Origin of the sequence: Geobacillus sp. PK12, assembly GCF_004123125.1 — a bacterium.
GTDB classification, from domain to species: Bacteria; Bacillota; Bacilli; order Bacillales; family Anoxybacillaceae; genus Geobacillus; species Geobacillus zalihae.
This window is the reverse complement of the sequence record NZ_SDKL01000100.1, coordinates 1-1,292: the sequence shown is the minus strand read 5'-3', so window position 1 is coordinate 1,292 and position 1,292 is coordinate 1. Positions and strand designations below refer to the sequence as shown.

Sequence of the window (1,292 nt, the reverse complement as noted above, 5' to 3'; positions counted from 1 at the left end):
GGGATTTCTTCCCCTTTCAGCCCGTACGGATACCCTTTTCCATCATATCGTTCGTGATGCAGCTCGACAAGCGGAATCAACTCATCAAACCGCTTCTCCGCCGCCACAATCTCGCGCCCCCACGTCACATGCTTTTTAATGATCTCCCATTCATGCTTTTCCAATTTTCCAGACTTATTTAAAATATCCCGGGGCACTTCGATTTTTCCAATGTCATGAATAATCGCTCCCAGGGCAAGCGTCTGCCGTTCATGGACCGTCAATTCGTCAAGGCGGCTGCCAAATTCAAGTGCATATTTAAACACCCGTTTGCTATGGCGGTATGTATAGACATCTTTCGAAAGAAAGAATTTCACTTGCTGCTCGAGCGCTTCCAAGTCTTGTTTAAACTTAATTTCATCCAAGCACATATTATGTTTATCATACAACTGAACGTTGTTTTTCCCTTGCGCCTTCGCGTAATAAAGCGCCTGATCGGCGCGGTGGATGAGCTCATCGCTTTCATGCATATCCTTTTCCATCTCGGCGATGCCGCACGAAAACGACAGGCAACGGTACGGAATATGCTCGACGCCGTCAAAATATGTATCGTTCACTTCTTTGCGCAACCGGTTTAAAAACGCGTACGCGTCTTCTTTCGTCGTGTTGGGCATTAAAATGGCAAACTCTTCGCCGCCATAGCGGGCGACCGTGAAGTTCGTCCCTTCCACCGCTTGTTGCAGCAGCTTCCCAAAAAAAGCCAACAAACGATCTCCTTGCAAATGCCCGTTCCGGTCATTGTATTTTTTAAAATCGTCCAAATCCAGAAATGCCAAGGTCAACGGCTGTTTCAACAGCTTGCAGTCGGAAAACTGCTCCTTGAGCGTTTCTTTGAAAAAACCGTGGTTGTATAGGCCGGTGAGATGGTCGCGATTGACTTGATTTGCTTTTTCCTGATATAAATAAAGAAGCTTCCGGAAGGCAATGGATAAAAATGTGATTAAAATGGTAAACAAGAAAACACCAAAATATTTGGCCTCTTGCAACAAAAATAACAAAACAAGCGAAAGAATTAGAGTAATGCAATAGGTCATTCCCACTTCTTTTAATAATCCGAAATTGAGAACACCATTAAATAAACGTTGTGAAGAAATAATAAAATAACAAGATAGCACCAGTATATTTACTAAAAAATAAACAAACAAAGAAATTATATAAGGAAAGATATTGGTAATATTTATCGTGCCGACCGTTCCTCCAGATAAATGAAAAACATAATGTGCACTTATAATCATCAAACAATACATAGAAAA

General features: G+C 41.9%; 1 protein-coding gene. It reads right to left on the bottom strand.

Translation table 11 applies throughout. From position 1 onward, the window contains the following. The coding region (locus tag ETR37_RS18055; protein WP_129447627.1) for a diguanylate cyclase at positions 1-1,292 on the bottom strand (1,292 nt) is incomplete at both ends.